Here is a 749-nt window from a genome sequence, read left to right as displayed (position 1 = left end):
GGGGCGCAGCGCTCGATGGCGTCGATCGTCTTGGCGGCGGCTTTGCTTGACCCGGCTTGACCAAGCCGTCGGGGTTTGGCGACCAGATAGCCTTCTGAGTTGATGATGAGCAGAAGCCGCATCGCCCCCGCGCCTTGCGTGCAACGCCGCGCCTTGGCGTTCAGGCGCGCGGCCTTGACTGGATCATCGCCCCGGTACGAAACCGACGCCCGCGCGAATGGGTCATCGTCGCCGCCCGCCGACAGGCGAGGGCGCGCATTGGCATCGACCTGACCAGCGCCTCCGGCTGGCGCGTCAAAAAGCTCCGAAAGGCGGGTCAGCTTGGTCGAGGGCGCGGCCGCGAGCGGCTCGGCGACGGCAAGGCCCTTGTCGCTGAGCCTTTGTTCAAGCGCGGCCAGGTCATGTCGTGCGGTTGAAGGGTTTGGCGTTGAGGTCCGGGTCGGCGCGCCCGAGACCAAGGTCACCGTGACCGATTGGCCAAAGGCCGCGCCGGACGCCTTCGGCTCTGAGGGAAGCGCCACGAGCAGCCCGGCCACCGGCAGGAGATGGATGACGAGCGCGCCGAGCAGACGCGCGCCCCTGCTTCGCCAACGTTCCAATGCCAGCGCTTGGCTTGGGCGGGCACGCCGAAACGGGGAGGGCGGCGAGACTTCCATCGGATCTTGTACGCTCGTGTCCAGGCTCCCGGCGATTGTCGAGTTTAGCCTGGGCCGTAGACGTTGAGGACTTCGTAGGATTGTGACGTGCCG

General features: G+C 67.6%; 1 protein-coding gene. It reads right to left on the bottom strand.

Translation table 11 applies throughout. From position 1 onward, the window contains the following. Window positions 1-656: hypothetical protein (locus J7528_RS23750; protein ID WP_291879792.1), on the bottom strand; the 656-nt coding region annotated here is incomplete at its 3' end. Window positions 657-749: the final 93 nt, after the last annotated feature.

Origin of the sequence: Caulobacter sp., assembly GCF_017744445.1 — a bacterium.
In the GTDB taxonomy this organism is placed as follows: Bacteria; Pseudomonadota; Alphaproteobacteria; order Caulobacterales; family Caulobacteraceae; genus Caulobacter.
The sequence above is the reverse complement of the archived record's forward strand: the minus strand, read 5'-3'. Positions and strand labels throughout refer to the sequence as shown.